We start from the raw sequence: 22,952 nt of genomic DNA, 5'->3' as shown, positions 1-22,952 counted from the left end.
CTTCCATGGGTGTGCGGAGAACGTTGGACGTGGACGAGGTCCTGAAGCGCCAGGACTCGGGCGAGCTGAAGCGGCGGCTCAGGGGACGCGACCTGGTGGGGTTCGGCGTCGGGATCATCATCGGAACCGGGATCTTCACGCTCGCCGGCGTCGAGGCCAAGACCCACGCCGGCCCCGCGGTCACGCTGTCGTTCGTGATCGGCGCGATCGTGGCCGGGCTCGCGGCGCTCTGCTACGCCGAGCTGGCCTCCAGCGTGCCGACGGCCGGCAGCGCCTACACCTACGCGTTCGCCACGCTCGGCGAGGTGTTCGCGTGGATCATCGGCTGGGACCTGCTGCTGGAGTTCGCGCTCGGCGCCGCCGTGGTGTCGCGCGGCTGGTCCGGGTACCTGGCGAACCTGCTCGGGCTTTCGCCCACGTGGTTCGGCGAGGACGCGAAGGTCAACATCGGCGCGGTGATCATCATCGCGGTGCTGACGGTGGTGGCCGTGCTCGGGATCAAGGAATCCGCGTGGCTGACCAACCTGCTGGTGTGCGTGAAGGTCGCGGTGTGCGTCCTGATCGTCGTGGTGGGCGTGTTCTTCATCAAGGGGGCCAACCTCACGCCGTTCATCCCGCCGGCGCAACCGCCCTCGGGTGGCTCGGGCGTGCTGGAACAGCCGGTGGTGCAGGCCGCGCTCGGGCTCGAGCAGTCGGTGTACGGCATCGCGGGTGTCGTGACCGCCGCGGCCGTGGTGTTCTTCGCCTACACCGGATTCGAGGCGCTGGCCAACCTCGGCGAGGAGACCGTCAACCCGCGCAAGGACCTGCGCGTGGGCATTCTCGGCGCGCTGGCCGTGTGCGCCGTGCTCTACATCGCCGTGTCGATCGTGCTCACCGGCATGATCCCGTTCACCGACATCGACACCGGCGCCCCGCTCGCGGCCGCGTTCGACAGCGTCGGCCAGCACTGGGTCGGCGCGCTCATCTCACTCGGTGCCGTGACCGGCCTGACGTCGGTGATGATGGTGGAACTGGTGACCATCGGCCGCATCGGCTTCGCGATGGGCCGCGACGGCCTGCTGCCCAAGGCCATCGGCACCACCCACCCGCGCTGGGGCACGCCCCACCGCATGACCATCCTCGGCGCCGTCCTCATCGCGGTGCTCGCCGCGTTCGTGCCGATCTCCGCGCTGTCCGACATGGTCAGCATCGGCGCCCTCTCGGCGATGATCATCGTGGCGGTGGCCGTGCCGGTGCTGCGCAAGCGGCGCCCGGACCTGAAGCGGCCGTTCAGCGTGCCGTTCTCCCCCGTGGTGCCGATCATCGCCGCCGTGGCGTGCTTCTACCTCATGCTGAACCTCGACGTGCTCACCTGGATCCGCTTCGCCGCGTGGCTGGTGCTGGGCCTGCTGATCTACTTCTTCTACGGCCGCAAGCACTCCCGCCTCGCGCCGGGCAACCGGACCGAGACGACGACCTAGGCGAAGCCGGGCCGCAGGCCCGCGCCGGCGACCGCTTCGGCGAGCTCGCCGGCGTGGGCCGCGTCCGCGACGAGCAGCAGCACTCCCGATCCGGCCAGCGCGGCCGTGACCCATTCCACCGGCTGCTCGTGGATCCCGTTGTCCCCCAGCACGGCGTAGGTGTCCACAACGGACAGCACCGTGCCCTCTGCGCCGATCCGGACGCCGGCCACCAGCACGTGGTGGTGCCCGGGCGGACGCCACCGGTTCGTCCACAAGGGAGGGACACCGGTGTGGAGGTAGTCGAGCAGGGCGCGTTCCGGGGTGTCGGGCGAGCCCAGCTCGGCCGGGTCCAGCCGCGCGAGCACCGCCACCCGCGGCAGGTCCCACAGCGCCACCAGCAGGTCGACCAGCGCCTGAGGGGACCACTCCCCCGTCGCCGGGACGACCCGCAACCGCCGGTCCGACAACGCTTCCACGGCATCGGCCAGTGCTTCCGGCTCGGTACCGGCCGTCGCGGGGTCGCACGGGACGGGCAACCGGAAGTCGGCCCGGCTCTTCGCCCCGGCCGGTGGTTCGCCCGGCGCGCGGACGGTGCCGGCGGCCACGGCGACCTCGTCCTGGTCCGCCACGGCGCAGCCGGCCGCCCGCAGCACGGCCAGCGCCGCGAAGGCGGCCGAGAGCCCGTCCTTCTGCGGCAGCTCGGCGCGCGCTTCGGCGATGAGCCGCGCGGCGCCGGGCAGCCAGTGCACGGCGGAGAGCTCGGCCACGCGGTCAGTACCGCCAAGCGTGGGCCGCGACGATGTCCTCCGGCGTGCGGTCCGCGGCCCACGCCGCGTCGGACGCGCGCACCGCGCGGAAGGCGCCCAGGAGCTCGTCGCCGAGGGCGCCCGAGACGCGGGGCGACGCGAGCAGCGCCGCGGCCTGCTCTGCGGGGTTCGCCGGCAGCGGCAGGACACCGCGGGTCTCGCGCTCGCCCGCCGTCCAGCCGCCCGGGTCCTCGGCAATCGGCTCGGGCAACGGAGCGCCGTCCTCGATGCCGGCCATCCCCGCGGCCAGCACGACCGCCAGCGCGAGGTACGGGTTGGCCGACGCGTCGGAGGTCTTGAGCTCGACGTTCGCGTGGTCCGGGCCGAGCAGCGGCGAATCCGGCACGTAGCGCAGGGGCGCTTCGCGGTTCTCCACGCCCCAGAACGCATAGGCGCCGGCGAAGTAGCCCGGGCGCAGCCGCATCGTCGAGGGCACGCTCGGGGCCGTGACGGCGGTCAGCGCGGGCAGATCGCGCAGCAGGCCGCCGAGGTAGGCGGCGCCCTCGTCGACCGGCTGTCCTTCGCCCGCGAGCAGGTTGCGGCCGCGGCGGCGCACGGAGGTGTGCAGGTGCCAGCCGTTGCCGGCGGCCGCGAGGCTGACCAGCGGCGCGAAGCTCACGGCGAGGCCGTGGGCGTGCGCGGCGGCGTGGATGGTCTGGCGGGCCAGGAGCTGGTCGTCCGCGGCCGACACGGGGTCGGTGGCCGCCAGCGACAGCTCCAGCTGGGCCGGGCCGTACTCGGCGTGCAGCTGGCCGATCTCCAGGCCGTTGGCGGCGAAGTCGTGCAGCAGCGCGGCGACGAAGCCGTCGAGGCCGACGAGCGCGTGCGGGCTGTAGGCGGGGCCGGGGTGCCCGGGAGCCGCGACGACGTCGGTGGCGCCGGCGGGTGCCACGGCGAACTCGAGCTCGTAACCGGCCTGGAACTCCAGCCCGCGCCGGCCCGCCTCCGCGACCTGGCGCTCCAGCACCGAGCGCTGGCAGTACGGCCAGGGCGAGCCGTCGGCGGCGACCTGCCGCGCGGGCGCCCAGGCGAGCGCGGGCTGGCCGGCGAGGCGGCGCAGGCGGTCCAGCACCGGCACGAGCCGGATGTCGCCCGACGGCGTCGCCAGGCCCGCGTGGCCGTAGGTGATGGCGTCGTGGCTGTCGAACACGGCGAACAGCGAGGTCGCGCCCACGCCGCGGGCGGCGGCGCCCGCGAGGCCGTGGATGGGCACGATGCGCGAGCGCGGAATGCCGTTGTTGTCGGCCCAGGAGAGGTGGACCCCGCGCACCCCGGACAGGGCCAGGTCCTTCGCGACCGCCGACGCCGCCTTGGTCATCGCCACCTCCGGGGTTCGGGTCAGTATCGCGGCTCGGCCGGCGCGTCGCCGGGCTCGTCCCTGCGGCGCAGCGCGACCCCGGCGACCACCGCGAGCGTGCCCAGCGCCTCCGGCAGGCTCGGCACCTGCGCGAGCAGCGCGTACCCGGTGACGCCGGCCGTGACCGGGAGCAGCGCCAGCAGCACCGCGAAGCCGGCGCGGCCCACGCGCCGCAGCACGAACTGGTCGAGCACGTAGGGCACCACCGTCGACAGCACGCCCACACCGATGCCGAGCAGCAGCATACGTGGCGAAGACCACACCTCACCGGTGCCGAGCGCCAGTGGCGAGAGCACGACCGTGGCCACGGCGAAGCCCACCGCCAGGCTGTCCACGCCGTCGCCGGCCACCGCGACGCGCTTGCCGAGCACGATGTACCCGGCCCACGCGGCCGCGGCGGCCAGGGCGAACCCGACGCCCAGCGCGCCGCCCTCCAGCCGCACGTCCGCGATCGCGACGACGCCGACGGCCACCAGCGCCAGCGCGCCGAGATCGCGGCGCGTGCGCGACCCGACGGCCGCCACGACCACGGGCCCGGCGAACTCCAGCGCCACGACCGTGCCGAGCGGGAGGCGGGCGATGGCCTCGTAGAAGGCCACGTTCATCACCGCGGTGACCACGCCGAACGCGGCCGCGAGCAGGAACCGCCGGCCCCGCCACACGGCGCGGGCGGGCCGGCGCCACGCGAGCAGCACCACGGCGGCGCCCAGGCAGCGCAGCCAAGCGACCCCCGACGGGGAGGCGTGCCCGAAAAGCCCGACCGCGATGGCCGCCCCGGCATACATCGAAATTCCGCTGAGAACGAACAAGACCGGGGCCGGAATGGCCGTCGCACGTTTTCCGGATAGTGCAGAACCCACTCCCGCATGGTGCCTGACCTCGGAAAACGGCTACGCACGGGCACCCTTGTCCTAAGGAGCGGGACGGGACTACGACAACTGGGGTAATTCGGCGTGACACAGGTCCCACCGGTGCGGGAACACTTGCGGGCCGCGAAACGTCTGGAACAGTGGAAGCACGAACACCGCGGAGCCGGAGGCGATCCCGCCGAGGGCATCACTTCCGAAGTGGGCGTAGCTGGATCGAGGTACTGGGCGACCAGTACCGGGACGGAGGGAGACCCCCATGACATCACCCACGCTCACCCGCCCCGAATTGACCGCCGCCGACCGATGCGACCGGTGCGGGGCTGCGGCTCAGGTACGCGCCGTCCTCAGCTCCGGAGGCGAGCTGCTCTTCTGCGGGCACCACGCCCGTGAGCACGAGGCCAAGCTCAAGGAACTGGCCGCGGAGATCCAGAAGTAGGGGTCTCGAAGACCACGCCGGGACGAACGTCTCGGCCCGAAGGCGGCAGGTGCCCGATGCACCTGCCGCCTTCGGCGTTTCGAGACCCATTCGCGGTGAAACCGAGACCCCGGCCACTTCGCCACTTGCAACTTCGCGTTTTGCACCGGGTGCTGAATTGACAATTCCTGTCCGGTCCGAAACCGCGCCGAAACCGAATACCGGGCACTTCCGTGGCAAACGCCACACCCGGCAATTCCCGGTGGGCAATCGCGTCGCCTAGACCGTGTCGAGGACGACCTCGAACGCCACCTCGGCGGCGCCCAGCAGCTTCACGTCGGCGCCCAGCGCCGAGCTCACGATCCGCGTCCCGCCGACGGCCCGGCTGACCAGGCTGCGGCGGCGGACCTCGGCGGCCACGGCGCGGATCACCGAGTCCGGCAGCACCGTGAGCAGGTCGCCCAGCACGACGAGCTGCGGGCCCAGCAGGTTGATCACGTTGACGAGCCCGATCGTGAGCCACTCGGCGAACTCCGCGAGCCGGGAGAGCGCCGCCTCGGGGTCGCGGGCCAGCTCCCGCAGCTCGAACAGGATCGCACCCCGCGCGGTGTCCTCCGGCAGTCCCAGGGCCCGGCACAGGGCCGCCTCGCCGATCTCGGTCTCCCAGCAGCCGCTGCTGCCGCAGTAACAGGCGCGTCCGCCCGGGCGGACGACCATGTGACCGATCTCCCCGACGTACCCCGCGCCGCCCCGCAGCGACGAGCCCTGGGCGATGACCCCGCCACCGACACCGACGTCGGCGGACACGTACACGGCGTCGGACGACCCGCGGGCCGCGCCACGCAGGTGCTCGGCGACGGCGCCCAGCTCGGCGTCGTTGCCGACCAGCACGGGGATGCGCAGCACGCTGGACAGGCGCTCGCCGAGGGCGACGTCGGTCCAGCGCAGGTTCGGCGCCTCGTGCACGTGGCCGTCGGCACGGCGCACGACCCCGGGCACCGACACCCCGACGGCCACGGGCGTGACCCCGAGGTCGCCGGCCAGCACGGCGGTCGACTCGATGACGTGCGTGATCACCTCGTCGGCCTCGCGCATCCGGCCGCGCAGGTTCCAGCTGTTGCGGCCGAGGATCTGGCCGCCCAGCCCCACGAGCGCGATCGCCACGTGCTCGACCTGCAGGTCGACCGCGAGCACGACCGCCGCGTGCGGCTGGGGCAGGACCAGGAGCGAGGGGCGGCCCGCCCCTCGTCCCGGCCTCGGCACCTTCTCCTCGACGACGCCCGCTTCCGCGAGCCCGTCGACGAGGGTCTTGATCGTGCTCCGGTTGAGCCCCAGCTCCGCCGCCAGGGTCGCCCGGGTGCTCGGCCCGCCGACGTGCAGCAGACGGAGCAGGGTCGTGCGGTTGTGCCGGCGCACCTCGTCGGGTCGTGCGACGGACGAGCTCGTCACCGGCTTGAGCGTGGCATCGGGCGTCAGCGTGCCGACGCAGCCGCTCGGCGCCGCGACAGCGCGTCGACGGTGGCCGCGAGCAGCAGGACGAGACCGGTGACGATGTTCACGACGGCCGCGGACTGCTGGAGCAGGCCCAGGCCGTTGTTCACGATCGCCAGCACGGCACCACCGATGACCGCGTCGATGATCCGGCCCTTGCCGCCGAACAGCGACGTACCGCCGATGACCGCCGCACCCACCGCGAACAGCAGCGTGTTGAGGCCACCGGACTGCGGGTTGACTGAGCCGATCTTCGACGAGTACACGATCGCGCCGATCGCCGCGAAGGTCGAGCTGATCACGAACACGCTGGTGCGCAGCTTCGCCACGTTGATACCGGCGCGGCGGGCGGCTTCCTGGTTGCCACCGACGGCGTAGAGGTGCCGGCCGTAGCGCGTGCGGTTGAGCACGTAGGTGCCCGCGAACAGCAGCACCAGCACGATCGGGACCACGTACGGAACGCCGTCGATCACCACGAGGTTGCTGGACGAGCGGTTGATCGTCAGCAGGTACGTGGCGACGGCGGAGATGACCACCACCACGCCGACCTTGAACAGCACGATCGGCGTCGGCTGCACCACGAGGCCGCGTTTGAGCCGGGTGAAGTGCTGCCCCAGCGCGATGACCGCGTAACCACCGGCGGCGACGAGGAACATGATCCAGCTGCCCAGCACCGACAGGTTGCCGTTGGCCACCGCGTTGAGGGTGTCGCTCGTGCTGATCGGCAGCGTGCCGCCCTCACCGATGAACTGCAGGATCACGCCCTGCCACACGATGAACAGGGCCAGGGTCACGACGAACGACGGCATGCCGATCTTCGAGACGAGGAAACCGGTGATGCAGCCGATCGCGGTACCCGTGGTGATCGCGATGATCATCTCGAGCCACGCGTTCTGCGGAGCTCCGATCAGGATCACGACGATGCCGATGAGCGAGACCGCGGCCCCGGCCCAGATCCGCTGCAGCAGGGCGAGGATCACGGCGATCGCGAGCACCGCGATGAACGTGACGAAAACGCCGCCGCCCATCGAGCCGAGCAGGTTGCCGTTGCGCACGTAGTGCAGCGCCATCAGCGAGGCGGCCACACCGGAAGCGGTACCGGCCGACAGGTCGATCTCGCCGAGCAGCAGCACGAAGACGATGCCCATCGCGATGATCGTCTGGCCCGCGCCCTGCGCGAGCAGGTTCGCGATGTTGCGCAGGGTGAAGAAGTCGCTCGAGAGCGAGCTGAACAGGATCGCCAGCACGATCACGCCGAGCACGGCGGGAACGGAGCCGAGCTGGCCGTCCTTGAGCCGCGCGAAGTAGTCCTTGATCGCCTCGCCCGTCGACATCGACGTGGTGTCGATGCCGAAGTCGGCGATCGCGTTCGCCGAGTCCGGCTTGGCGGACTTGGCAGGGGTCTCAGTCATGGTCGGTTCTTTCTCGTTGCTCACAGCACGACGTGTTCGGGGCGGGCCAGGCCGAGGTCACCCGACCGGCCGGAGGTGATCAGCTCGACCACCTGGTTGGTCGTCACGTCCTTGGTCTGCACCTCCGCCACCAGACGGCCCAGGTACAGCACGTCGATGCGGTCGGCGACCTCGAACACGTCGGCCATGTTGTGGCTGATCAGAACCACGCCGAGGCCCTGCTCGGCGAGCCGGCGCACGAGGTCGAGGACCTGACGGGTCTGCGCGACACCGAGTGCGGCGGTCGGCTCGTCGAGGATCACGACCTTGCTGTTCCACAGCACCGACTTGGCGATGGCCACGGTCTGGCGCTGTCCACCGGAGAGCGCGGAGACGGGCGTGCGCACCGACTTCACGGTGCGCACCGACAGGGAGGCCAGCGTTTCGCGCGCGGCCTTCTCCATGCTGGCCTCGTCGAGCAGCCACTGGCTGCCGCGCTCGCGGCCGAGGAACATGTTCTGCACGATGTCGAGGTTGTCGGCCAGCGCGAGGTCCTGGTACACGACCTCGATGCCGAGCTCGGCCGCGTCCTTCGGGCTGCTGATGTGAGCCTGCTTGCCGTTGAAGGTCACGGTGCCCGTGTCGGAGGGGTAGATGCCGGCGATGCACTTGACCATCGTCGACTTGCCGGCGCCGTTGTCGCCGACGAGCGCGGTGACTTCGCCCGCACGCACGGCGAAGTCCACGTCGTAGAGGACGTGGACGGGGCCGAAGCTCTTGTTCAGACCTTTGATGTCGAGAATGGGCTCGCTCATGGGGTTCGCTGTTCTTTCGCGTGGGTACCGGGCCGGGACGCGTAGTCGGGGTACGCGTCCCGGCCCGGCTGCTGGGTTGGTGCTACGCGGTGCGGATCAGCTGATGCCGGCCGCGGTGCACTTGGCGGCGAGGTCGCCGGTGCAGACGTCCGAGGCCTTGACGTAGCCCTGCTGGATGACCGTCTTGATGTCGTTGACCTCGATCAGGGTCGGGTTGAGCAGAACCGACTTCAGGTCGCGGTTGTTCTTCGGGTCGTGCAGCGTGCCCGTGGCGATGGCGTCGGCAGCGGCCTTGTCACCCTTGGCCAGCGCGGCGGCCAGCTTGGCGGTGTTGTCGGCCTCTTCCTTGATCGGCTTGAAGATCGTCAGCAGCTGGTCGCCGCGCAGGATGGCCTGCAGGCCGGCCGCGGTGGCGTCCTGGCCGGTCACGGGGACCTTGCCGTTGAGGCCGTTCTTCTTCAGCACGGTGATGACCGCGCCCGCGAGCTCGTCGTTCGCCGCGACGACGCCGTCGACCTTGCCGCCGACGCGGGTGAAGATCTGCTCGAAGGTCGTGCCACCGACCTGCGGGTCCCAGTCGTTGATCGGCTGCTTCTGGACCAGCGTCAGCGCGCCCGACTGGTACAGCGGCTTGAGGACCTTGTCGTGCCCGTCGCCGAACAGCGTCGCGTTGTTGTCCGTCGGGGCGCCCTCGATCTGGACGACCGCGGCACCCTTCTTGTCCTTCAGCGCGTCCGCCATGCCCTGCGCCTGCAGCTCGCCGACCTTCTCGTTGTCGAACGAGACGTAGTAGTCGGCCGAACCGCCGAGGCTCGGGCGGTCGTAGTCGATGACCGGGATGCCCGCGGTCTTCGCCTTGGCCTCGATCGCGGCACCGACGGCCGGGTCGGACGGGGCGATGATCAGGACCTTGACGCCCTGGCTGATGAAGCCGTCGGCGAGGGTCGAGAACTTCTGGTTGTCGCCCTGGGCGTTCTGGATGTCGGCGCTGAAGCCCTGGGCCGAGAGAGCGGCCTGGAGCATCGGCTTGTCGAACGCCTCCCACCGGGCGGAGGTGGCGGTCTCGGGCAGGATCACGCCGACCTTGCCGTTGGCGCCGCCACCGGCGGGAGCGGAAGCCGAGCCGGAGGCGGAGCTGTCCCCCGTGCCCCCGGAGTTCGAGTTGGCACCGCACGCGGTCAGCACCAGGCCGGCGCTCACCGTGGCGGCAAGGAGGGTAAGGGTTCTGCTGCGCATCCTCGTTCCTTCCGGATCATGCTCGCGGGGCGGTGATCCGGAAGACCCGGCGCACCGACGCGCATATGTTGTGGCCGACAACATATGCCGCTGAGCAGCTTCGCGGAAGATAGCTGGATCGATTAAATGACACCAATTGGACACGGTTCTGCAACACGGCCCGAACACAGCCCGGAAAGGGTAAATCCACTGACGGAGTGATCGCCAGTGCGCACCGAGCGTGACGAGATCGACTTCGCTGACTCTTCGTGAGCTGAACGCCCCTTGGCGCCCCAGCGGAGTCCCCCGGACACGTTCGGTGCGCAAATCCCGTTACGCGCAGCCGATCCACGCGCCACGCTCAGGCGGGCAGGATTCGGGCACCGGCCGGGCCATCGCGCGGGTCGGCCCCGCTCCGGGTCCCCCGGACGGTCGCCCGGGACCCTCGAACGGAGCAAGCGTCACCAGGAACGCAGCGTGACGATCCGCTCTTCGAGCTGCTCCACCGTCGCCATGGCGGTCGGCGGGCCGCCGCACACCCTGCGTAGCTCGTTGTGGATGGCGCCGTGGGCCTTCTTCGTGCGGTGGTGGTAGACGCCGACCAGCGCGTTGAGCTCCTTGCGCAGCGAACCGAGGCGCTCGCTCACCGACTGGGGCCGCGCGGGCGCCGGAGCGGCCTTCTCGGCCTCCGGCTTGCGGCGGTTGGCGTCCGAGAGCTGCTCCTCCTGCCGCTTGCGCAGCAGGGCGCGGACCTGGTCCGGTTCGAGCAGCCCGGGCAGGCCGAGGTACTCCTGCTCCTCGTCGGAGCCGGAGAAGACGGCGGTCCCGAACGAGTTACCGTCGTAAATCACCTGATCGAGCTCAGCCGAGGCGCCGAGCGAGGTGAACGCCTTCTCCTCTTCGCCCGGTTCGTCCTCCGTGCGGTTGGCCTGGGCGAGCAGCTCGTCCTCCCAGCCGTCCTTCTCGCGGTGGGGCTTGCCGAGCACGTGGTCGCGCTGCGCCTCAAGCTCGCTCGCGAGCTCCAGCAGCACGGGCACGCTGGGCAGGAAGACGCTCGCCGTCTCGCCCTTCTTCCGGGCCCGCACGTAGCGGCCGATGGCCTGCGCGAAGAACAGCGGGGTCGACGCGCTGGTGGCGTACACGCCGACCGCCAGGCGCGGCACGTCGACGCCTTCGGAGACCATGCGGACGGCCACTATCCAGCGCTCGTTGGTCTCCGAGAACTCCTTGATGCGGCCCGACGCCTTCGGGTCGTCCGACAGCACCAGCGTCGGCATCTCCCCCGAGATGCGCTGCAGGATCTTCGCGTACGCGCGCGCCGACTCCTGGTCCGTCGCGATCACCAGGCCGCCCGCGTCCGGCACGCCCTGGCGCACCTGCGACAGCCGCGTGTCGGCCGCCTGCAGCACCGCGGGGATCCACTCGCCCGACGGGTCCAGCGCGGTGCGCCACGCGCGCGCGTTCTGCTCGGCCGTGAGCGGCTCGCCCAGCCGCGCGGTGAACTCCTCGCCCGCGCTGGTCCGCCACGAGGCCTCGCCGGAGTAGGCCAGGAACACGACCGGCCGGACCACGCCGTCGGCCAGCGCGTCGGCGTAGCCGTACGAATGATCGGCCTTGCTGCGCTGGAAGCCACCCGCGTCGGGCTCGTAGGTGACGAACGGGATGGCCGAGTCGTCGCTGCGGAACGGGGTCCCGGTCAGCGCCAGCCGCCGGCGGGCGGGGGTGAACGCCTCGCGCACCGCGTCGCCCCACGACTTCGCGTCGCCGCCGTGGTGGACCTCGTCGAGGATGACCAGCGTCTTGCGGTTCTCGGTGCGCACGCGGTGCAGCGTCGGGTGCGCGGCGACCTGCGCGTAGGTCACGGCGACGCCGAGGTAGTCCGACGACGTGACACCCGTGGTGTTGCGGAAGTTCGAGTCGATCGGGATCCCGGCCGCCGCGGCCGAGGCCGCCCACTGGTGCTTGAGGTGCTCGGTCGGCGTGACGATCGTGACCGCCTCGATGGTGCGGTCCGACAACAGCTCGGCGGCGATGCGCAGACCGAACACGGTCTTGCCGGCGCCGGGCGTCGCGACCGCGAGGAAGTCCTTCGGCTTGCTCGAGAGGTACTTCGTGAGCGCCCGGCGCTGCCACGCGCGCAGCGGTCGCGCGGTCGAGTCCTTCTCGGCGGGTGGTGCCCCGAGGACCCCCTGCGTCGTCGTCTCGGACAACCTCGCTCACCCCCTCCCCGGGCCGCGAACCGCGGCCGTGACGTGCGAAAACCCCCACTGTGGTACCGGCTTCGACGCCGGCGACTGCGGTGAGGGCACTTCGGGCAGCTTACCTTCCGGGCACCGCGGCGCCCGCCACCGCCACGGGTGGTGTCACCCGACACGCCCGGAGAGGGGACCCGCGACGAGCCAAATTCCCGCGAATGGACCATGCTGGGACCCACCATGGGTGAGGTGAGACCGGACGCCGGGGCGGCGACGGCGACGAAGACGGCACGCAAAGGGCCGTGGCGCCTCATCACGCGCACCTTCGCCAAGGCCTGGGACGGCAACATCTTCTCCGAGGCCGCCGAAGCCGCCTTCTGGCAGACGCTCTCGCTCCCGCCCCTGCTGCTCGGGCTGCTGGGCAGCCTCGGTTTCGTCGGCGAGTGGTTCGGCCAGGGTGTCGTCACGGCCGTGCACGACCGCATCATCACGTTCTCCCGCACCATCTTCAGCACGAACGCGGTGCAGGAGATCATCGAGCCGACGGTGAACAGCATCCTCACGGTCGGCAAGGGCGAGATCGTGTCGGTGGGCTTCGTCATCTCGCTGTGGGCGGGTTCGTCGGCGATGTCGTCGTTCGTCGACGCCATCACCGTCGCCCACGACCAGTACGGCGTGCGCAACGAGGTGTGGCAACGGATCTTCGCGCTGCTGCTGTACCTGTGCGGGCTCGTGATCCTCGTCGTCGGGCTGCCGCTGCTGGCGATCGGACCGGACCTGCTGCCGGAGTTCTTCCCCGTCGCCTGGCGCGACACGGTGTCGGCGTGGGTCGGCACGCTCTACTACCCCGTGCTGGGCGTGATGATCGTGCTGGCGCTGACCACGCTGTACAAGCTGGCGCTGCCGCGGCGGCTGCCGTGGCACCGCGGGCTGCCGGGCGCGGTGCTCGCGATGCTCGTGTTCCTGGTCTCCAGCATCGGGTTGCGCATCTACCTCAACTGGATCACCAAGACCGGCTACACCTACGGCGCGCTCGCCGCGCCGATCGCGTTCCTGCTGCTGATGTTCTTCATCGGCCTGGCCGTGGTCGGCGGCGCGTACTTCAACAGCGCGATCCAGGAACTGTGGCCCGCCAAGGCGACCCGGCGCCAGCGCCGCAAGTGGCGCCGGCTGGAGATGGAGCGGGCCAACGAGCGCATGCGGGCCGAGGAGGGGCGCACGCTCTGGGACCGCACCACGATCCCGTTGCGGCGCCCCAAACGCGCCGCGGACGCCGACCCCGAAGAGCCGCCCGGGGAAGCGGTTCCGGACGAGGACGCGGCAGGCGAACGGCCCGAGCGATCCGGTCACGTCGAGGACGCCGATGCCGACGCCGTGCGCAAGCTGCCGTGAAGGGCACCCCGGTTCCGTAGCGGTGCCCTTCCCGGCCTTGGCTCAGCCCTGCCGGAACCGCCAGGTCTTGCTGTCCACCGCGATGCAGACGCTCGGCGACATCACGATCACGCGCAGGGTGCTGTCGCGCTCGTCGAAGTCGATGCCCTCGACCTCGAAGGTGCCGCTGCAGCCGCTCTGCAGCGGCAGCTGGCCCAGCGACGTCACGTGGCCGGTCACGTCGGAACCCGAGAGCGGCGCGTCGAGGTCGACCTGCAGGAGCGGCTTGGTGGCGCCGAAGAGGCTGCCGTCGGGGTCGTCGGAGGCGCACATCAGGCGCGTGGCCGTGACGAAGTCGCAGCCCTGCACGTCACGGACCTGGTGGTCGAGGCGGATCGCGGAGGCGTAGGGCAGGTTCTGCGACGGGTCGGTGAACGCCACGCCGGGCATCGGGTGCACGAGGAGGCGGTCCATCGTGCCCCACTCGCCGGCCACCAGCCACCGCGCGTCGGGCGAGACGGCGGCGAACGAGTTGTTGCTCGCCTCCCACGGCTCCAGCGCGTGCTTGTAGTCGGTCTGCGTGCCGTCGGGCGCCTGCACGCGGAAGAGCTTCGCGCCGCGGTCGTCGCGCTGGTAGGGCTCCACGTACCAGCCCTGCGCCGAGCCCGGGTCGCCGACGTGGTTCCAGCCCTGCACGGCCAGCCCGACGTCGACCGTGGCGACGCCGGTGTAGCGGATGGTGGTGCCCGACGGGCGGACGATCGTGGCGAGGCCCTGGCTCTCGTCGAGCGGGCGGGCGCGGTCGGACCCGACGGCGGTCCACCCGGTGACGGCCTGGGCGAGCCCAGGCACGGCGGCCGCGAGCACCACGACGAGGGCGAGGACGATCCCGGTTCTGCGCATGTGGAGGTCTCCTGCTGCGGGAAGGAACTGGCGGGATCGCAGATCTACCAGTTCTTCCCCGGCTCCACAGCCACCGGGTGAATGATTTTCACGTTTGTTCGCCCGGGCGTGCCTGCGCGGCCACGCCCGGGGCGGGTCGTCGGGGCCTGCCTACTCGTCCCCGCCGGGGCGGAGGCCGTCGTAGATCTCCTTGCAGGCCGGGCAGACCGGGGAACCCGGCTTGGGCGACTTCGTGACCGGGAAGACCTCGCCGCAGAGCGCCACCACGTGCGTGCCCATGACCGCGCTCTCGGCGATCTTGTTCTTGCGCACGTAGTGGAACATCTTCGGGGAGTCGTCGTCGGTCGACTCGGTGCTGTCGGTCTCCGGCTTCGTCAGCGTCTCGGTGCTCACGCGTCCATCATGCCTCAGTCGCGCGGGTGCCGGAATCTCCGGCCGCGGGACTAGGGTCAGGGCACCCAGGGGCACTCACGGGCACCGACGGCGGGAGCCGCGTCATGGACGGACCGACCGCGACCAGGCCGCACATGCCGGGCTACGGCATCGCCCCCGCTTCGGCCGGGCTGCTGCCGTGGCGCTGGGCCGACGAGCGGTTGCGCGCCTCCCACGACTACTGGCTCGCCACGGTGACCGCCGCGGGCCTGCCCCACCTCATGCCCGTGTGGGCCGTGTGGACCGGCGAGGTGCTGTGGTTCTCCTCGTCGCTGCGCTCGGTGAAGGCGCGCAACGTCGCGGCCGGCTCGGCCGTGTCCGTCGCGACGGAGGACCCCGAAGAGCCCGTGGTGCTCGCGGGCCCGGCCGAGGTCGTCACCGAGGCCGACGAGATCCGGGAGTTCCTCGACGCGATGAACGCCAAGTACGGGACGGCGTACGGCATCGACTTCCTCGACCCGGCCGTGAACGCGTCCGTGCGGGTGCGGCCCGAGACGGTGTTCGCCTTGCGGGAGAAGAACTTCACGACCTCGCCGACACGATGGGAGTTCACGCCGTGACCACCTGGGGCACCGCGGTCGCGCACGCCGGCGGCGACGAGGACGTGGCCCGGGAAGCCTGGCGCGACCTCGAAGCGCGCTACGGCGAACCACACCGGCACTACCACGACCTCGCCCACGCCACGGCCGTCGCGCGGGACAGCGCCGCCCTGACCGAAGGCCTCCCCGAAGCCGAACGCGCCGCCGTCACACTCGCCGCGTGGGCGCACGACGTGGTCTACGACGCCGTGCCGGGCGAGGACGAACGCGCGAGCGCCGGCTGGCTGCGCCACTGGCTCACCCGGGCGGGCGCCGGCGCGCAGCACGTCCGGCGTGCCGAGGTTCTCGTGCTCGCCACCGCGGCCCACGAAGCCCCGGAAGACGACGAAGCGGCCACCGCCCTGCTCGACGCCGACCTCGCGATCCTGGGCGCGACCCCCGCGGCCTACGCCGAGTACGCCGCCGCCGTCCGCCGCGAGTACGCGAAGTACGACGACCCGGCGTGGGCCGCCGGGCGGACGGCGGTGCTGGCGAACCTGCTGGCCCGGCCCCTGCTGTACCGCAGCGAAACCGCGCGGGCACGCTGGGAGACGGCCGCGCGGCGCAACCTGACGGCCGAGCTGACCCGCTGGCGGGAGCACGCCGGCGATCACCGATGATGTCCGTCCGTGACCACACAACTCTTCCTCCACGAGGAGGTCGCCTCGGCGTTGCGTGACGGCCACCCCGTCGTCGCCCTCGAGAGCACCATCCTGTCGCACGGGCTGCCCCACCCCCGCAACCTCGACGTCGCCCACCGCCTGGAGCAGGTCGTGCGCGAAGGCGGTGCCGTACCGGCCACGATCGCCGTGCTCGACGGGCGTCCGGTGATCGGCCTGTCGCCCGCGGAACTGGAGCGCGTCTGCGCGCCCGGCGCCGGACTGGACAAGCTCTCGCTGCGCGACCTCGGCCCGGCCGTCGGCCTCGGCCGCTCGGGCGCGACCACCGTGGCGGGCACGTCGGCGCTGGCCGCCGCGGCCGGGATCGGCGTCTTCGCCACCGGGGGCCTCGGCGGGGTGCACCTCGGCGCGGCGCAGAGCTGGGACGTGTCGGCGGACCTCGGTGTGCTCGCGAAGGTGCCGACGGTCGTGGTGTGCTCCGGCGTGAAGTCGGTGCTCGACATCGCGGCGACGCTGGAAGTGCTGGAGACCAACTCCGTGCCGGTGCTGGGCTACCGCACCGACGAGTTCCCCGCGTTCTACCTCCGCTCGTCGGGCCACCCGGTCGGCTGGCGCGTGGACGACGCGAAGGAAGCCGCCGCCGTGATCGCCGCGCACCGCGCGTACGCGGATTCCGGTGTGCTGCTCACGAATCCCATCCCGGAAGAGTCCGAAATGGACCGTGAACTCCACGACCGGCTGCTGGTCGACGGGCTCGCGAAGCTGCGCGACGGCGGCGTGCACGGCTCCGACGTGACACCCGTGCTGCTGGAGCACTTCCACACCGCGAGCGGCGGTGTGAGCATCGACGCGAACGAAGCCCTCGTGCTCAACAACGCGAAGCTGGCCACCGAGGTCGCCGTCGCGCTGGCGGTGCGGGCGTGACCGGCATCGTGGTGGTCGGCGACGCCGGCCTCGACGTGGTCGCCCGGCACGACGAACCGCTCCCCCACGGCGGCGACGCCCGCGCGCAGATCCGCTTCACCGGCGGCGGCGCCGGCGCGAACACCGCGCTGTGGCTGCGTTCCCTGGGCGCCGACACCACGCTGGTGGCCCGCATCGGCGACGACTCCGGCGGCCGGCTGATCAAGGCCGAGCTGGAGGCGACGGGCGTTCGCTGCGCGTTCGCGGTCGACCCCGAGGCGGCCACGTGCTGCGTCGTCGTGATGGTGGACGCCGAAGGACAGCGCAGCATGCTCGCCGACCGCGGTGCGAACAAACGCTTCCGGCCCGAGGACGTGACCCCGGAGGCGCTGGCCGGCGCAAGCCACCTGCACCTGTCGGGCTACGTGCTGCTCGACCCGTCTTCCCGGCCCGCCGGCCTCGCCGCCCTGGCGGCGGCGAAGGAGGCCGGGCTCACCACGTCGGTCGATCCCCAGGCGGCCGCGCACATCCACGACCCGGCGGCGTTCCTCGACGACGTGCGCGGCACCGACCTGCTCATGCCCAACACCGAGGAACTGGTGGCGCTCACGGGTTCGGCCGATCCGCTGTCGGCGAAGGAGCTGCTCGGCACCGTCGGCGCGGTCGTGGTGACGGCGGGCCTCGACGGTGCCGCCTGGGTCGACGCCCACGGCGTGACCACCGTGCCCGCGGTCGAAGCCGACTGCGTGGACTCCACGGGCGCCGGCGACGCGTTCGACGCCGGTGTCCTCACCACCTGGCTCGCCGGACAGTCCACTGTAGACGTACTGCGCGCGGGGACGCGGCTGGGCGCGCTGGCCGTGAGCCGCCTCGGCCCCCAGCCCGGGTGAAGCCGCCTGCTCGTGAGTGCTGTCCGGAAGTCCCGCGGCAGCACTCACGAGAACGGGTCAGCCGTCGATCACCCGGTGTTCGCGGTTCTCGATCTGCTTCGCCTCCCGCTCGTAGCGGTTGACGTTCTGCGTTTTGCGCGGCGGCCGGTCGTTGGCGATCAGCACCGCGATCCACGGCAGCGGCACGGAGATCACGAGGAACGTGACCGCGAGCCACCACGTGTGGTAGGTCAGCCCGGCCAGGATCAGGCACGGAATGCGGCACACCATCATGATGATGTACTTCTTCTTGCGCGCGGCCAGCTGATCTTCGTAGGACGGTTCTGCCTCGGTGATCAGCACCGGGGCCGGGCGGGGATCGGAACCTCGGGCGGGCTCGTTCACAGCACCACCTCCACCGTTCATGCTCCCACTCCGGGCCGTCATCCGACACCCGGGTGGGACATCCGTGACAACGCGGCGACGACGAGCGTTTCGACGCCCGCGCGCAGCGTCGGGTGCAGGATCGGCGCGAAGCGCGGCGAGTGGTTCGACGGGATGTCGGTCTCGAAGCGGCCCTCGGTCATCGCCGTGATCACCTCCTGCGGCTCGAAGCCCCCGACCAGCCAGAACACCGACGGCACCCCGGCCGCCGCGCCGAACTCGCCGAAGTCCTCGCTGCCGGTCACGAGCGGTGCGGGCAGCACGGTGCCTTCGGCGAAGTGCCCGCGGAAGACCTCGGTGAGCTCGTCGGAAGCGGTTTCGTCGTTCGAGGTCGCCGGGTAGGAGTTGAGCAGCTCGACCGTCGGCGGCTTCGGTGCGTTCGCGCCCACGGCCTCGGCGTTCACGATGCGTTCGATCGCGGCGCGCAGCCGCAGCAGCACCGCGTCGTCGAAGGCGCGGGTGTTGACTTCGAGCACGGCGTCGTCGGCGATGACGTTGCCGACCGAGCCGACGTGCAGCGAGCCCACGGTGACCACGGCCGGTTCGGTGGCCGCGACCTCGCGGGAGACCACCGTCTGCAGCTTCAGCACCACCGAGGCCGCCATCACGGCCGGGTCCACGGTGGTCTCGGGCCGCGAGCCGTGGCCGCCGCGCCCGTGCAGCGTGATGCGCAGGGTGTCGGACGCCGCCATGAGCACACCCGGCCTGGTGAGGACCCAGCCGGCCGGGCCGGGCACGAGGTGCTGGCCGAAGACGACGTCGGGGCTCCCGGCCAGGTCGAACAGCCCGTCGGCGATCATCTCGGACGCCCCGCCGTTGCCCTCTTCCGCCGGCTGGAACACGACCAGCAGCGTGCCGGACCACTCCTCGCGCCCGGCGGCGAGCAGGCTCGCGGCGCCCGAGAGCCAGGTGGCGTGCATGTCGTGCCCGCAGGCGTGCATCACGGGCACGTCGTTGCCCGCCTCGTCGACGCCGCGCGCGGTGCTCGCGTACTCGAGGCCGGTCTTCTCCTCGACCGGCAGCGCGTCGATGTCGGCGCGCAGCATCACCGTGGGGCCTTCGCCGTTGCGCAGCACGCCGACCACGCCGGTGCGGCCGACACCGGGGTGGACCTCGAACCCGTCGGCGCCGAGCCGGCGCGCCAGCTCGGCCGCGGTGCGGGTCTCGGCGAACGCCAGCTCGGGGTGGCGGTGGAAGTCGACGTAGAGCGCCTCGAGGCCGGGCAGGGCCGCGGCGAGCGGGGCGAGGACACGTTCGACGGGATGGGAGGTCACGGAACCCATCGTGGCAGGCTTACCCACCGTGAGCACGAACACGCCTCTGCCCGACCTGTCCGACGACGTCTGCGCGCGGTTGCGCGAGGCCTTCCGGCGCGCCGAGTACGACGCCGACGGGGTGGTCGACGCCCTCGGTGGCGCGGCCCACGCGGCGCTCGGCCGCGGCGAGCCCGAGCCCGCCCGGCGCGCGAGCCTCGACGCGGGCGACCTCGGCACGCTCGTGCGGCTGTTCCTCCTCGGCCTCACCGAGCCCGAAAAGTCCGTGGAGTCCGCTTTTTCGCCGCTGACCCCGGAAGCCGCCGTCGCCGCGGGCATCCTCGCCGCCGACACGGACGGGTACAAAGCCGCCCTGGACATCCGCCCGCACGGCGACGAGGAGGGCTCGTGGTGGGTCGTGGCCGACCTCGACGCCGACATGCTCGGCCACGTCGTGCCCGAGGACCACGTGCTCGGCGTCGGCCACGCCTCGCTCAGCCTCATCCGCGCCACCAGCCGGCGCCCGGTCGGCACCCTGCTCGACGTCGGCACCGGCAACGGCGTGCAGGCCCTGCACGCCACGCGCCACGCCCAGCGCGTGACGGCCACGGACGTCTCCGCGCGGGCGCTGGCGCTGGCCGCCGGCACGTTCCGGCTCAACGAGCTCGACGTGGAGCTGGTGCGCGGCGAGTGGTTCGCGCCGGTCGCGCGGCGCCGGTTCGACCAGATCGTGTGCAACCCGCCGTTCGTGGTCGGACCACCGCGCGTGGACTACACCTATCGCGACTCGGGCCTGGCCGGCGACGACGCCAGCGCGCTCGTCGTGCGCCAGCTGCCGGGGTTCCTCAACGACGGCGGCACGGGGCAGCTGCTGGCTTCCTGGCTCCACACGGGCGGTGAGGACTGGGCCGATCGGGTGGCGCGCTGGCTGCCGGCGGAGACGGACGCCTGGTTCGTGCAGCGCGACGTCGCCGACCCCGCGCTGTACGTGGGCACCTGGCTGCGCGACGAGGGCATCGACCCGCGCTCGCCCGAAGGCCGCGTGAAGGCCGCCGCCTGGCTCGACTGGTTCACCGAGAACCGCGTGCAGGGCATCGGCTTCGGCTTCGTCACGCTCCGCCGCGCGGCCGGGAAGACGCCGACCGTGGTGTGCGAAGACCTGCGCCAGGCCTACGACGACCCGCTCGGCCCGGAGGCCGCGAACTGGCTCGACCGCGTCGACTGGCTGCGCACGCACGGCGACGAGCTCATGGAGACCGCCTTCCGCGTGCCCGACAGCGTGCTGCTGGAACGCGTCGACTCCCCCGGCGACGAGGGCTGGGAGACCACCGTGCGGCGCCTGCACCGCACCGACGGACCCGGGTGGCAGCACGAGGTCGACGAGCTCGCCACGCGGCTGCTGGCCGGCTGCCGGGGCGTGCTGGCGCTGGAGGACCTCGTGGAGCTGCTGGCGGCCGCGCAGGGCCTCGACCCGGCCGAACTGGCCGCCGCCGCGCTGCCCGTGGTGCGGGAGCTCGTGCGGCACGGGATGCTCGTGCCGGCCGGCTCTTCGACGTCGCGGTGAGGGCCGTCGCGGCGCGGGTCACCCGGGCGAGTGTCACGGTCGAGGAAGAGGTGATCGGCGCGCTCGAAGAACCGGGACTGTTGGTGCTGCTGGGAATTCACGCCGACGACGATCGGGTGAAAGCGGCGACGATGGCGCGCAAGCTCCACGAACTGCGGATCCTGCGCGACGAGCAGTCCTGCGCGACCGCGGGCGCGCCGTTGCTGGTGGTGTCCCAGTTCACGCTCTACGGCGACACGCGCAAGGGCCGCCGGCCGTCCTTTGTCGCCGCCGCGCGCCCGGAAGTGGCCGAGCCCCTGGTGGACGCGGTGGTGCAGGAGTTGCGTGACCGTGGGGCATCCGTGGCCACCGGGCGCTTCGGCGCGATGATGGCGGTGGCGAGCGTGAACGACGGTCCGTTCACCGTTCTCGTCGAGGTCTAGACCACTTCCGCTGCGCCGCTCTCGGTGCCCGGGAACGTATCCGGGCACCGAGTGGTTCACCTCATGCGCGGATTCTCATGGAATTCTCATGATTATTCCCGCTGTGGCGCGCTTCTCAGCAAAAGCTCAGTTTTGGTGGAGCAACCGGTCGACGGGTGTGCCCGTCCTTTCTTCAGCGAGCCGGGAACGTTTTGGAAACCCGACGCGTTACCACAAGTGTCCAGCTAAGCCGGCTGGGCCGGCGGTCAGGGTTTCCACAGGGCCCGACACCGAAGGCGCAGTACAGGCGAGACACGTTCAGCCCGTGACCGGGGAGGCAGAGAATGTCAGTCCAGACTCTCGAACGCGAAGCGCGCGGGATTCGCGAGCGTGGGATTCCAGCACAGCAGAACGAGGAACCCGTGAGTGTGGGGACGCTCACGGACGCCGACCTCGACGCCCAAAGCCCGGCCGCCGACCTGGTGCGCGTGTACCTGAACGGCATCGGCAAGACCGCGCTGCTCACCGCGGCCGATGAGGTCGAGCTGGCCAAGCGCATCGAGGCGGGCGTGTTCGCGCAGCACATGCTCGACACCGCCGAAGACCTCACGGCCAAGCGCCGCACCGAGCTCACCGCGCTGGTGCGCGACGGGCACGTGGCGAAGAACCACCTGCTGGAGGCCAACCTCCGCCTCGTGGTCTCGCTCGCGAAGCGCTACACCGGCCGGGGGATGCCGCTGCTCGACCTGATCCAGGAGGGGAACCTGGGTCTGATCCGCGCGGTGGAGAAGTTCGACTACTCCAAGGGGTTCAAGTTCTCGACCTACGCCACCTGGTGGATCCGCCAGGCCATCACCAGGGGGATGGCCGACCAGGGTCGCACCATCCGGCTGCCGGTCCACCTCGTGGAGCAGGTCAACAAGCTCGCCCGCATCCGCCGCGACCTGCACCAGCAGCTCGGCCGTGACGCGACGCACGAAGAGCTGGCCGCCGAGTCGGGCATCCCGGTGCACAAGATCTCGGACCTGCTCGACCAGTCGCGCGACCCGGTGAGCCTCGACATGCCCGTGGGCGCCGAGGAAGACGCCCCGCTGGGCGACTTCATCGAGGACTCCGAAGCGACCGACGCCGAGAGCGCCGTCATCTCCGGTCTCCTGCAGGACGACCTGCGCCGCGTCCTCGCGACGCTCGACGACCGCGAACAGCACGTCATCCGCCTGCGCTACGGCCTCGACGACGGCCAGCCCCGCACGCTGGACCAGATCGGCAAGCACTTCGGTCTCTCGCGCGAGCGCGTGCGTCAGATCGAGCGTGAGGTCATGGCGAAGCTCCGCCAGGGCGAGCGAGCCGACCGCCTGCGCGCGTACGCGTCCTAAGTCGTTGAAACCCGAAGACCCCGTGGCCCCCGGTCCACGGGGTCTTCGGCGTTCCCGGGCCGTTTTCGGGCCGTTTTCGCAGGCGGGCCGCGGCGAACGATCACGGGCGTTTGAGCCTGTTGGTGAGTGGGTAGCAACCAGTGGGCAACACCCGTTCGGCCGCGTTGACTTATGACCTACGTCACGAGACTGTCGTGCTAGGCGAACGGAACGCCAGGTGTGAGCCACGCGGCGGGTGT

At 71.5% G+C, this 22,952-nt stretch carries 22 protein-coding genes; 10 read left to right on the top strand and 12 right to left on the bottom strand.

The window, feature by feature from the left end; all coding sequences use genetic code 11:
* The first annotated feature begins 5 nt into the window (after positions 1–5).
* Positions 6–1,463, top strand: a complete 1,458-nt coding sequence (locus ACQPXB_RS13790; protein WP_366583354.1) for an APC family permease — start codon at positions 6–8, stop codon at positions 1,461–1,463.
* Here the strand turns inward: ACQPXB_RS13790 and ACQPXB_RS13785 are convergent.
* The 3 genes from ACQPXB_RS13785 to ACQPXB_RS13775 are packed head-to-tail and all read right to left on the bottom strand — an operon-like array spanning position 1,460 to position 4,393.
* Positions 1,460–2,212: a DUF6885 family protein gene (locus ACQPXB_RS13785; RefSeq protein WP_366583355.1), complete on the bottom strand. Its 753-nt coding sequence runs from the start codon at positions 2,210–2,212 to the stop codon at positions 1,460–1,462. The genes ACQPXB_RS13790 and ACQPXB_RS13785 overlap by 4 nt on opposite strands.
* Positions 2,213–2,216: 4 nt before the next feature.
* The gene (locus ACQPXB_RS13780; RefSeq protein WP_432851952.1) at positions 2,217–3,569 is read right to left on the bottom strand and encodes a glutamine synthetase; all 1,353 of its coding nucleotides are present in this window, start codon (positions 3,567–3,569) and stop codon (positions 2,217–2,219) included.
* A gap of 20 nt (positions 3,570–3,589) precedes the next feature.
* Positions 3,590–4,393 carry an EamA family transporter gene (locus ACQPXB_RS13775; RefSeq protein ID WP_366583357.1) on the bottom strand — a complete coding sequence of 268 codons (804 nt, stop codon included), beginning with the start codon at positions 4,391–4,393 and terminating at the stop codon, positions 3,590–3,592.
* 340 nt (positions 4,394–4,733) lie between these two features.
* On the opposite strand from ACQPXB_RS13775, the gene ACQPXB_RS13770 reads away from it, so the two are divergent.
* Positions 4,734–4,913, top strand: coding sequence for a DUF7455 domain-containing protein (locus tag ACQPXB_RS13770; protein WP_204090267.1), 180 nt, complete (start codon positions 4,734–4,736; stop codon positions 4,911–4,913).
* Positions 4,914–5,171: 258 nt separating this feature from the next.
* Here ACQPXB_RS13770 and ACQPXB_RS13765 read toward each other — a convergent pair whose 3' ends face one another.
* The 5 genes from ACQPXB_RS13765 to ACQPXB_RS13745 all read right to left on the bottom strand — a co-directional run bounded on the left by ACQPXB_RS13765 (position 5,172) and on the right by ACQPXB_RS13745 (position 12,014).
* A complete protein-coding gene (locus ACQPXB_RS13765; protein WP_366583358.1) occupies positions 5,172–6,341 on the bottom strand; it encodes an ROK family transcriptional regulator in 1,170 nt (389 codons plus the stop codon).
* Positions 6,342–6,364: 23 nt separating this feature from the next.
* The gene (locus ACQPXB_RS13760; RefSeq protein ID WP_366583359.1) at positions 6,365–7,795 is read right to left on the bottom strand and encodes a sugar ABC transporter permease; all 1,431 of its coding nucleotides are present in this window, start codon (positions 7,793–7,795) and stop codon (positions 6,365–6,367) included.
* 20 nt (positions 7,796–7,815) lie between these two features.
* Positions 7,816–8,589 (bottom strand): ATP-binding cassette domain-containing protein, encoded by a 774-nt coding sequence (locus tag ACQPXB_RS13755; protein WP_285969003.1) that lies wholly within the window; start codon positions 8,587–8,589, stop codon positions 7,816–7,818.
* A gap of 96 nt (positions 8,590–8,685) precedes the next feature.
* Positions 8,686–9,825, bottom strand: a complete 1,140-nt coding sequence (locus ACQPXB_RS13750; RefSeq protein ID WP_366583360.1) for a sugar ABC transporter substrate-binding protein — start codon at positions 9,823–9,825, stop codon at positions 8,686–8,688.
* A 440-nt stretch (positions 9,826–10,265) separates the two neighbouring features.
* On the bottom strand, positions 10,266–12,014 hold the full coding sequence (locus ACQPXB_RS13745; RefSeq protein WP_366583361.1) for a DEAD/DEAH box helicase: 1,749 nt from the start codon (positions 12,012–12,014) through the stop codon (positions 10,266–10,268).
* A gap of 225 nt (positions 12,015–12,239) precedes the next feature.
* Here ACQPXB_RS13745 and ACQPXB_RS13740 point away from each other — a divergent pair, with 225 nt between their 5' ends.
* A complete protein-coding gene (locus ACQPXB_RS13740; RefSeq protein WP_386956240.1) occupies positions 12,240–13,391 on the top strand; it encodes a YihY/virulence factor BrkB family protein in 1,152 nt (383 codons plus the stop codon).
* A 42-nt stretch (positions 13,392–13,433) separates the two neighbouring features.
* Here the strand turns inward: ACQPXB_RS13740 and ACQPXB_RS13735 are convergent, their stop codons facing one another.
* Together ACQPXB_RS13735 and ACQPXB_RS13730 are read right to left on the bottom strand one after the other, a co-directional pair.
* On the bottom strand, positions 13,434–14,273 hold the full coding sequence (locus tag ACQPXB_RS13735; RefSeq protein ID WP_386956239.1) for a hypothetical protein: 840 nt from the start codon (positions 14,271–14,273) through the stop codon (positions 13,434–13,436).
* 150 nt (positions 14,274–14,423) lie between these two features.
* Complete coding sequence (locus tag ACQPXB_RS13730; protein ID WP_366583364.1) at positions 14,424–14,666, bottom strand: DUF3039 domain-containing protein; 243 nt, start codon at positions 14,664–14,666, stop codon at positions 14,424–14,426.
* A 104-nt stretch (positions 14,667–14,770) separates the two neighbouring features.
* Between ACQPXB_RS13730 and ACQPXB_RS13725 the strand changes: the two genes are divergently transcribed.
* The 4 genes from ACQPXB_RS13725 to ACQPXB_RS13710 are packed head-to-tail and all read left to right on the top strand — an operon-like array spanning position 14,771 to position 17,696.
* Positions 14,771–15,265: a pyridoxamine 5'-phosphate oxidase family protein gene (locus tag ACQPXB_RS13725; RefSeq protein ID WP_366583365.1), complete on the top strand. Its 495-nt coding sequence runs from the start codon at positions 14,771–14,773 to the stop codon at positions 15,263–15,265.
* Positions 15,262–15,903: an HD domain-containing protein gene (locus ACQPXB_RS13720; RefSeq protein ID WP_432851942.1), complete on the top strand. Its 642-nt coding sequence runs from the start codon at positions 15,262–15,264 to the stop codon at positions 15,901–15,903. The genes ACQPXB_RS13725 and ACQPXB_RS13720 overlap by 4 nt, the downstream gene beginning before the upstream one ends.
* A 9-nt stretch (positions 15,904–15,912) precedes the next feature.
* The gene (locus ACQPXB_RS13715; RefSeq protein WP_432851940.1) at positions 15,913–16,827 is read left to right on the top strand and encodes a pseudouridine-5'-phosphate glycosidase; all 915 of its coding nucleotides are present in this window, start codon (positions 15,913–15,915) and stop codon (positions 16,825–16,827) included.
* The gene (locus ACQPXB_RS13710; protein WP_432851938.1) at positions 16,824–17,696 is read left to right on the top strand and encodes a carbohydrate kinase family protein; all 873 of its coding nucleotides are present in this window, start codon (positions 16,824–16,826) and stop codon (positions 17,694–17,696) included. The genes ACQPXB_RS13715 and ACQPXB_RS13710 overlap by 4 nt, the downstream gene beginning before the upstream one ends.
* Before the next feature lie 57 nt (positions 17,697–17,753).
* On the opposite strand, the gene ACQPXB_RS13705 is transcribed toward ACQPXB_RS13710, so the two are convergent.
* Both ACQPXB_RS13705 and ACQPXB_RS13700 read right to left on the bottom strand, forming a co-directional pair.
* On the bottom strand, positions 17,754–18,080 hold the full coding sequence (locus ACQPXB_RS13705; RefSeq protein WP_386956234.1) for a DUF3099 domain-containing protein: 327 nt from the start codon (positions 18,078–18,080) through the stop codon (positions 17,754–17,756).
* 38 nt (positions 18,081–18,118) lie between these two features.
* Positions 18,119–19,402: an amidohydrolase gene (locus ACQPXB_RS13700; protein ID WP_366583370.1), complete on the bottom strand. Its 1,284-nt coding sequence runs from the start codon at positions 19,400–19,402 to the stop codon at positions 18,119–18,121.
* Between the two features lie 19 nt (positions 19,403–19,421).
* Here ACQPXB_RS13700 and ACQPXB_RS13695 point away from each other — a divergent pair, with 19 nt between their 5' ends.
* The 3 genes from ACQPXB_RS13695 (at position 19,422) to ACQPXB_RS13685 (ending at position 22,713) form a co-directional block, all read left to right on the top strand.
* The gene (locus tag ACQPXB_RS13695; protein WP_432851935.1) at positions 19,422–20,936 is read left to right on the top strand and encodes a DUF7059 domain-containing protein; all 1,515 of its coding nucleotides are present in this window, start codon (positions 19,422–19,424) and stop codon (positions 20,934–20,936) included.
* Entirely contained in the window at positions 20,933–21,358 is a 426-nt protein-coding gene (dtd, locus tag ACQPXB_RS13690; protein ID WP_386956231.1) for a D-aminoacyl-tRNA deacylase, read from the top strand. The genes ACQPXB_RS13695 and dtd overlap by 4 nt, the downstream gene beginning before the upstream one ends.
* 323 nt (positions 21,359–21,681) lie before the next feature.
* Entirely contained in the window at positions 21,682–22,713 is a 1,032-nt protein-coding gene (locus ACQPXB_RS13685) for a sigma-70 family RNA polymerase sigma factor (protein ID WP_386956230.1), read from the top strand.
* Positions 22,714–22,952 lie beyond the last annotated feature (239 nt).

Source organism: Amycolatopsis sp. CA-161197, assembly GCF_050942255.1.
Taxonomy (GTDB): domain Bacteria; phylum Actinomycetota; class Actinomycetes; order Mycobacteriales; family Pseudonocardiaceae; genus Amycolatopsis.
The sequence above is the reverse complement of the archived record's forward strand: the minus strand, read 5'-3'. Positions and strand labels throughout refer to the sequence as shown.

Bases quoted from the DNA above. Each gene is read 5' to 3' on its own strand.
- ACQPXB_RS13775 (WP_366583357.1), bottom strand. From the start codon at position 4,393: ATGTATGCCGGGGCGGCCATCGCGGTCGGGCTTTTCGGGCACGCCTCC.
- ACQPXB_RS13740 (WP_386956240.1), top strand. From the start codon at position 12,240: ATGGGTGAGGTGAGACCGGACGCCGGGGCGGCGACGGCGACGAAGACG.
- ACQPXB_RS13755 (WP_285969003.1), bottom strand. From the start codon at position 8,589: ATGAGCGAGCCCATTCTCGACATCAAAGGTCTGAACAAGAGCTTCGGC.
- ACQPXB_RS13750 (WP_366583360.1), bottom strand. From the start codon at position 9,825: ATGCGCAGCAGAACCCTTACCCTCCTTGCCGCCACGGTGAGCGCCGGC.
- ACQPXB_RS13700 (WP_366583370.1), bottom strand. From the start codon at position 19,402: ATGGGTTCCGTGACCTCCCATCCCGTCGAACGTGTCCTCGCCCCGCTC.
- ACQPXB_RS13685 (WP_386956230.1), top strand. From the start codon at position 21,682: ATGTCAGTCCAGACTCTCGAACGCGAAGCGCGCGGGATTCGCGAGCGT.
- ACQPXB_RS13735 (WP_386956239.1), bottom strand. From the start codon at position 14,273: ATGCGCAGAACCGGGATCGTCCTCGCCCTCGTCGTGGTGCTCGCGGCC.
- ACQPXB_RS13780 (WP_432851952.1), bottom strand. From the start codon at position 3,569: ATGACCAAGGCGGCGTCGGCGGTCGCGAAGGACCTGGCCCTGTCCGGG.
- ACQPXB_RS13725 (WP_366583365.1), top strand. From the start codon at position 14,771: ATGGACGGACCGACCGCGACCAGGCCGCACATGCCGGGCTACGGCATC.
- ACQPXB_RS13770 (WP_204090267.1), top strand. From the start codon at position 4,734: ATGACATCACCCACGCTCACCCGCCCCGAATTGACCGCCGCCGACCGA.
- ACQPXB_RS13760 (WP_366583359.1), bottom strand. From the start codon at position 7,795: ATGACTGAGACCCCTGCCAAGTCCGCCAAGCCGGACTCGGCGAACGCG.
- ACQPXB_RS13790 (WP_366583354.1), top strand. From the start codon at position 6: ATGGGTGTGCGGAGAACGTTGGACGTGGACGAGGTCCTGAAGCGCCAG.